At 42.3% G+C, this 7,828-nt stretch carries 7 protein-coding genes; 3 read left to right on the top strand and 4 right to left on the bottom strand.

What is annotated here, in order from left to right; translation table 11 throughout:
- The first annotated feature begins 153 nt into the window (after window positions 1-153).
- Window positions 154-1,269: an aspartate-semialdehyde dehydrogenase gene (asd, locus tag L1D50_RS19450; RefSeq protein WP_239966635.1), complete on the top strand. Its 1,116-nt coding sequence runs from the start codon at window positions 154-156 to the stop codon at window positions 1,267-1,269.
- Window positions 1,270-1,328: 59 nt separating this feature from the next.
- On the opposite strand, the gene L1D50_RS19445 is transcribed toward asd, so the two are convergent.
- Window positions 1,329-1,568 (bottom strand): hypothetical protein, encoded by a 240-nt coding sequence (locus L1D50_RS19445; RefSeq protein ID WP_235956691.1) that lies wholly within the window; start codon window positions 1,566-1,568, stop codon window positions 1,329-1,331.
- Window positions 1,569-1,798: 230 nt separating this feature from the next.
- Between L1D50_RS19445 and L1D50_RS19440 the strand changes: the two genes are divergently transcribed.
- The gene (locus L1D50_RS19440) at window positions 1,799-3,793 is read left to right on the top strand and encodes a methyl-accepting chemotaxis protein (RefSeq protein WP_239966634.1); all 1,995 of its coding nucleotides are present in this window, start codon (window positions 1,799-1,801) and stop codon (window positions 3,791-3,793) included.
- A 6-nt stretch (window positions 3,794-3,799) separates the two neighbouring features.
- A complete protein-coding gene (locus L1D50_RS19435; RefSeq protein WP_128727093.1) occupies window positions 3,800-4,249 on the top strand; it encodes a GNAT family N-acetyltransferase in 450 nt (149 codons plus the stop codon).
- A 467-nt stretch (window positions 4,250-4,716) separates the two neighbouring features.
- Here L1D50_RS19435 and L1D50_RS19430 read toward each other — a convergent pair whose 3' ends face one another.
- The 3 genes from L1D50_RS19430 to L1D50_RS19420 form a co-directional block, all read right to left on the bottom strand.
- Window positions 4,717-5,217, bottom strand: a complete 501-nt coding sequence (locus L1D50_RS19430; protein WP_010377109.1) for a DUF4240 domain-containing protein — start codon at window positions 5,215-5,217, stop codon at window positions 4,717-4,719.
- A 155-nt stretch (window positions 5,218-5,372) separates the two neighbouring features.
- Complete coding sequence (ilvN, locus tag L1D50_RS19425) at window positions 5,373-5,870, bottom strand: acetolactate synthase small subunit (RefSeq protein ID WP_010377111.1); 498 nt, start codon at window positions 5,868-5,870, stop codon at window positions 5,373-5,375.
- On the bottom strand, window positions 5,870-7,591 hold the full coding sequence (locus tag L1D50_RS19420; RefSeq protein ID WP_010605491.1) for an acetolactate synthase 3 large subunit: 1,722 nt from the start codon (window positions 7,589-7,591) through the stop codon (window positions 5,870-5,872). The genes ilvN and L1D50_RS19420 overlap by 1 nt, the downstream gene beginning before the upstream one ends.
- Between the last annotated feature and the right edge of the window lie 237 nt (window positions 7,592-7,828).

The raw sequence follows: 7,828 nt of genomic DNA, 5'->3' as shown, positions 1-7,828 counted from the left end.
CCTTTACATGTTGTATCCAAACCCCGCCATGCGGGGTTTTTTATTTTAAAATCCTAACTTCTAGCTAGTCCATCGCGTATTCTTTTGCTAAGGTAGCCATCTAGACATACGACTCACGCAATGAACCGTATAACCAAAATTAAGGCACATATCATGAAAAAAGTAGGACTCGTCGGCTGGCGTGGAATGGTTGGCTCCGTGCTAATGGAGCGTATGCAGCAAGAAAATGACTTTGATGTCATTGATCCACACTTCTTTACTACCTCACAAGCAGGTCAACTTGGTCCCGTTGTTAAAGGTGGTGGTGAGCCAAAGCCGCTTCAAGACGCAAGCGACATTCAATCGCTTAGCGAAATGGATATTATCATCTCCTGCCAAGGCGGAGATTATACCAAATCTGTATATCCTTCATTGCGTGAACAGGGCTGGGAAGGCTATTGGGTAGATGCTGCCTCTGCACTAAGAATGGAAAAAGACAGTATTATTGTGCTTGATCCTGTCAATAACGATGTCATTCAACAAGGTCTTGAACAAGGCGTAAAAACCTTTGTCGGTGGTAACTGCACGGTTTCTCTTATGCTACTTGCGCTTGGTGGTTTATTCGAGCAAGACTTAATAGAGTGGGTGAGCCCAATGACCTATCAAGCGGCATCAGGTGCAGGCGCAAGAAATATGCGTGAACTCATCACTCAAATGGGTGAGATCCACAACTCTGTTAAAGCACAACTAGACGACCCAAGTTCGGCCATCTTAGAAATTGATAAGCTTGTGGCAGAAAAAATCAAAGATGAATCTTTACCACAAGATCAATTTGGTGTGCCCTTGGCTGGCAGCTTAATTCCATGGATTGACGTTCCAATGCCATCTGGTCAAAGTAAAGAAGAGTGGAAAGCACAAGTAGAAGCAAACAAAATCCTTGGCTCATCAAAGCAACCCATTCCTATCGACGGATTGTGTGTAAGAATTGGCGCCATGCGCTGTCATTCACAAGCGCTCACCATCAAGTTACGTGAAAATCGAAGTGTCGAAGAAATAGAAGCAATTCTAGCAGCACATAATGAATGGGTGCGCGTTATTCCAAATGAGCGTGATATTACTGCAAAAGAACTAACTCCAGTTAATGTTACTGGCACACTGAGTATTCCTGTCGGCAGAATAAGAAAGCTCACTATGGGTGAAAAATATATCAGTGCATTTACCGTTGGTGACCAACTTTTATGGGGGGCTGCAGAGCCACTTCGTAGAATGTTGAGGATCATTACAGGTTAATTTCTAAAGGCGCCGTCGGCGCCCTTTTGTTTTTTTATCGATGACTTTTGTAAGACCGATTAAGGCGTTTCCACTCTCACCATCATGGCATCTAAAACTGTAGCCAAAATGTAGTGCTGTTCTGGATAGATAACAACAGGCTCAAGGTCGAAACCAGGCTCACGTTCAAACCTTACTTCATAACGATTGTCACCTTTTGAGTAAAGGTCGTACACTATACCTTGACACGTAAATACGACTGCATAAGACTTCAATGGGATAAGCGCACCAATATTAGTTTGATAAATCCTTTCATACATTTATCTGTTTATTTTTTGGTGCCAATACCATTATCAGCACCAAGAAGGTAATAACACTGCGTTACCATTCGCTTTCAGAAAAACTACTTTAGACAACATTCATCATATCCTTACAGCCTAGAAAAACTAAATCAATCATGATGTTTGTTACAAAATATCTCATCTTAATTTTGTTGAACTATAGTTATGTTGATTAAACAATAATCTACGCTCGCACTACGGAGAGACGAATGGGTATTTTGAAAAGATTCTCAATTATGCAGCTAACGATGATAAGCTCTATATCGCTGCTGGCATTTTTACTATTTTTGGTGGGCAAAAACGTTTTGAATAATTGGAAAGAGTACAACGCCGCTGAACAAAATATCAATTACGTCGTTTTACTCGACGCCATAGAAAAAGTGGCGCACCACCACGCGGTAGAACGTGGTTTAACAGCTGGTTTCCTTGGTGATCCAAGTAGCGAAAATAAAACGAAAGTAAGCCTGCAACGCGAAATTGCTGATCAAACGATATCCACGTTAAAGTCAATTAACAATTCGCAGTTTCTAAAAGATAAAAACGTGCAAAAATGGTTACCGTATATTTTTGAAGTGGAGACCGAAAAGCAAAAGGTAAGGAGTGAAGTAGACAGGAAAAACGGCGGCAATGCCTTTGCTTACTACAGCAAACTCAATCAGGTTTCTTTGGATACGGCGGCAAAGATTCAGGCCTATGTATCAGATCGAACCTTATCTTCTGATCTTTCTATTGCTTTTCTTATCGCCCAAAGCAAAGAGCGCCTTGGTCAGCTCCGGGGCAAGGTCAATGGTGTGCTTGCGAAAAAAGTAATGTCAAACACCCTCAAAGACGATATAAAATACTATCGCCAACAGCTAGAGATGTCATTGCATCAACTGGAGACCGCCCTAGAAGGTACAGGCCAAAGCAATATACAAACTATTTTATCTTCAAGCGAGGCAAAAGCGTTTAATCGAATACTTGATACTCTTGAAAGCCAAGGAGAAATTGACTTTAACCGCTTACCTTCAAGTGCCGAGTGGTTCTCTGCAGCGACGAGTTTAATCGGTAAGTTCAAGGCCAAGCTCGATTCCGTTTGGGAAATGACAATTGAAGACAGTCAAAAGAACAAATCAGATATAGCATTTGATAGCATACTTATGTTTGCGCTTTTTGTCGTAGTACTCGCCTTTATCGCGCTGATCAACCTTCACCTTATTCACTCACTACGCTCAGAACTTTCACAATTAACGAGCATATTAAAACGCGTAGCGGAAGAGGGCGATTTGACTTTAGATATGCGCCTAAACACTCGCGACGAGCTTGGGCAAATCTCTGAATCAATTTACAATACGATTTATGCTTTTAAAGATTTAATGGTTGGCCTGGCAAATTCGGTACAGGTAGGTACAAGGCTTGGCGAAAAAATGCATTTAGCAGCCTCTAATGTCAATGAGGATGCACAAAAAACCCAAGGGATGGCATCTTCTATTGCCGTTGCAATAGAAGAAATGGCCACAACAAGCCAAGAAATCGCAAAACTTGCGCAAGACACACTGGATGCCAGCGACCAACTTAATATCGAATCACAGCAATTACTTGCAGACAATCAAAAGAACTTAGATACCATGAGAACACTTTCGACGAATATGAACGTCGTCGACGAGATGGCTGCCAGTATGGAAAAGCAGGTGTCTGAGATAAATACTATCTTGGATTCAATTCGCAGTGTCGCTGAGCAAACGAACCTGCTAGCACTCAATGCCGCAATAGAAGCAGCCCGAGCCGGCGAGCATGGCCGCGGCTTTGCAGTTGTGGCCGATGAAGTCCGAGGACTTGCAAACAACAGTAAACAATCTTCAGAGCAAATTTCCACGCTACTACTTAGCTTGTCAGAAATAAGCCAAAGCGTTGTTAAATCAATCAGAGAAAACACACTGCTCACACAAAATACCATGAACGAAGTAGAAGAAACGCGTAAAGTATCGCTCAGAGTAAACGAACACAGTACACATGTAGAAAAACTAACAACCTCGGTTGCTACGGCAGCCAGCGAACAATCAGAAGTCGCCGCCGATATCTCACAAAATACCGCTGCCGTATTAGAAGCCGCAAACCATGAATTAGATACGTCGAAAGCGTTAAATGAATTGTTTAAAGATATGAAACTAAACAGCGATACGCTACAACGTACAATGGATATATTTAAAATTGATAAGAGCTAGCATCTCATGAATATTCGAGAGTTCAACGAGAACGATTACCCAAGAGTTTTGGAAATCTATTCAAAATCTAAGCTAGATGAGCTTCGTTTTGAGAAGAAAGCATTTAAGCTCTTGCCTCTAGAGAATGATAAAAAGAGATTGTCTGCGCTTAGGGAATCAAAGATATACGTTTTTGATGATGGGAATATTCTTGGGTTTGGAGCAATATTTGGGTCAGAGATTAGGGCACTATTTGTTTGCCCTAGTGCTAGAGGAAACGGAGTCGGAAGAAAAATACTTGAATTCCTTTTGTCTCAAATATGCGGCAAGGCGAACCTTTTTGTCGCCAAGACAAATGAGCCTGCAAAGGAGTTATACAAGGCATACGGATTCGAAGTGTCTGATGAATTTCTCACTGAATATAATGGCGAGCCTGTGTACGCTAATGAAATGGTTCGTACAAATGGGCAGTACTAGCAAGACGAGGTAATATGAACTTCAGATAGCTCGAACGTGTACTTTGGCTTTTCCGGCAATTCAGGAGGGGATGGTGGAGGTGGCGGAAGTTGTTAATGCCAGCAATCATATATGGCCACCAGCCAAGAAATTCATGTATAAGCTTTTCATTACTCGAAATACGGGCAAAAAATCGCAACTTCAACTTAGGTGTTTTTCACTCAAAAAATTAAGAAATAGACAGAGAGGAAGAAAAGATTCAGTGTTTAAGTTCATTATTCTTTTCGTTTTCGATATAGGGAATAAACATAGTATTCCACTGCTTAAGACCTAACAAGAGGTTGCGTTTTTAGCAAAGTCATTTTGGTAAGTTAGCGCGAAGGATTGATAGGCATCTGGAGCGGTGACATTTTGCGATGGTAATAATGAGTTTCGGCGTCTAACTCTAGAACAACCAAAACCCATCATATAAAACAATAAACTAAACCTTATCCAAGCCAATATTGGCCAAAAAGTTGAGGTAATTCAGCCTTTAACTGTTTTGGTTTATTTTTAAACTTTTTTCCTTGCGGCGGAAAGTTCACGACACTGTGATACGGGAGTTCGTCTTGATTTTTTTCTTCAAAAAGCAACCCTGCAACTAAATCTAATTCGTCAATAAACGGGTAGGGCAGGTCGTCTTTATTTGGTATAGCAAACTTATTAGCTAATTCGTCTGGTTCCGCAGTGAGTACGCTTACCGCTTCAGGGCCGCGACTGATGATCCAATTACAAAAATCTAAGAAGTCATATTCGCTATTACAGCCTGCAATCACGTAGGCCACTTTCCAGTTATCCCAATGCCACAGTGCTCTTAGTTCTTTGGTATATAATGCATCGAACTGAGCAATTTCTTCTGAACTTAGCGGTGATAAACGCGTTTTTAAATATTCATTATCGTTTGAATGATCGGGGGCGGTGACAAGCTGCCAGAAGCGTTCGAGTTCCATGTGTATAATCTAACTTGATAAAAACGAGATTATAGCCAGTAACCTAATGAGAGTAAATCGAAGCTAACATGCAAAATAGCTGAAGCGGGTTGTACGTAATACAACGTGCTCACCCGCCCAAAAGGATAACAGAAACAGCTAAAAGGTAAGTGGTTTTATCCTTTCAGCGCTTTGTCACCACGGCCAATACCTACCGCGCCAGAGCGCACAAGTTCAATAATGTCGCTTTCGTGACGTAATAGATCCAAGAAAGACTCAAGGCGGTCGGCTGAGCTTACCATCTGTAATATATAGCTTTGTTTGCCCATATCTATAATGCTGGCTTGAAACACCTCGGCAACACGATTGATAGCGGCTCGTGTTACTTCGTCTCTGGCATAGACTTTTACCAATAGCAGCTCTCTTTCAATGTGCTGCATGTCGGTTAGATCAATAACCTTAAGCACATCCACCAACTTGTTAACTTGCTTGGTGATTTGTTCAACAATGCGGTCATCGCCTTGGGTCGTGATGGTAATACGAGATAGCGTTTTGTCTGCGGTTGTACCCACTGTTAAGCTGTCAATGTTGTAAGCACGTTGAGAAAATAAACCCACAATACGAGAAAGAGAGCCTGGTTCATTCTCTAATAAAATCGATAGTATTCTTCTCATTATGCCTTTACTCCTTTTTTCAACCACATCTCGTCTATCGCACCTTGCTTAATTTGCATTGGATACACATGTTCAGACTCATCAACCAAAATATCTAAAAATACAAGTCGGTCTTTAATCGACATTGCTTTTTCCAGTGCCGCATCAAGTTGCTCAGGCTTATCAACCCGAATTCCGATGTGACCATAACTCTCTGCAAGCGCGACAAAATCAGGCAGTGACTCCATGTAAGAACTCGCGTGGCGTCCCTCATACATCATGTCTTGCCACTGGCGTACCATGCCAAGCGAGCGGTTGTTTAATGAGATGACTTTGACAGCAAGGCCGTATTGCAAACAGGTTGAAAGCTCCTGAATATTCATTTGGATAGAGCCGTCTCCAGTTACGCACAATACTTCACTTTGCGGGAATGCCATTTTTACGCCCATCGCAGCGGGTAAACCAAATCCCATGGTGCCAAGGCCGCCTGAATTAATCCATTGACGAGGTGATTTAAACGGATAGTATTGCGCTGCAAACATCTGGTGTTGTCCTACATCCGAGCAAACATAGGCGTCACCGCTGGTCATTTGGTATAGCTTTTCAATAACCGTTTGCGGCTTAATTTTTTCTACACCCGCAGTAAACGACAAGCATTTCTGAGCACGCCATGTGGTAATTGCTTGCCACCAATCTTCTTGTGCAGCGCGGTCGATGCGCTTCTCGCTTTTTTCGATACCGCGTAGCAATTGCTCCATCACCGTATCTAAGCAGCCCACAACTGGAATATGCGCTTGAATGGTCTTAGAAATTGAAGTTGGATCCACATCAACGTGAACAATTTTGGCATCCGGACAAAACTTCTTAACATTATTAGTCACACGGTCATCAAAACGCGCACCTAACGCTAAGATAACATCGGCATTCGCCATCGCCTTATTCGCTTCAAGACTACCGTGCATACCTAACATGCCAATAAAATTAGGATGTGTGCCACTGATCCCACCAAGACCCATTAGAGTATTGGTGATAGGCGCGTTTAGTTTCTCAACCAGCTCAGTTAGTTTTTCTGAGGTATTCGAAAGAATGATGCCGCCGCCAGAATAGATAACCAAACGCTTCGCTTCAATAATGGCTTCAACCGCTTTGCGGATCTGCTTGGAATGCCCCTTTACACTCGGGTTGTAAGTACGCATATCAATCTGTTCAGGCATCTGGTAATCGAATTTAAGCGCAGGGTTCAAAATATCTTTTGGCAACTCAACCACAACTGGTCCCGGTCTACCAGAGTTGGCTAGATAAAATGCCTTAGCTAACACTTCTGGGATTTTTGTCGCGTCCCGGCAGTTAAAACTGTGTTTAACGATAGGACGAGAGCAACCAACGATATCCGTCTCTTGAAATGCATCATCGCCGATTAGGTTTGAAGGTACTTGCCCTGAAAGTACGACCATTGGGATTGAATCCATATAGGCCGTCGCGATCCCTGTAATACAGTTAGTAGCACCTGGGCCACTGGTCGCAAGGACAACACCTACATCTCCCGTTGCTCTGGCATAACCGTCTGCCATGTGAGTTGCTGCTTGCTCATGCCTAACCAAGATATGCTCAATATCTGATTGCTGAAACAACGCATCATAAAGATCAAGAACCGACCCTCCAGGGTAGCCAAATATGTATTTTACTTTTAGTGCGCTCAATGCTTTTACTACTAGCTCGGAGCCGTTGTATTGCTCTGCCATTACCTCATTCCTCGTTGACTGTGCGTGCCTGTTATATTTCTAAAATCCAAAAAAAAACCCCGCTGGTTGCGGGGTTTGAGTATTTCTTTCAAGTAATAGCTCCCCGCTGAACTCTATGAAGAGACCAGTACCACCACGAGAACGATTAGTTGAAAGAAATTTGTCATTATTTTGCCTTTAAAGTTGATTTCAAAGTTAGCCTACACAGTATTAGATATAAATTCCACTATTCCACAT

Origin of the sequence: Pseudoalteromonas sp. Isolate6 (genome assembly GCF_022398435.1) — a bacterium.
Lineage (GTDB): Bacteria > Pseudomonadota > Gammaproteobacteria > Enterobacterales > Alteromonadaceae > Pseudoalteromonas > Pseudoalteromonas galatheae.
Note: the sequence above shows the minus strand (reverse complement) of the source record. Positions and strands in the feature narration are given on the sequence as shown.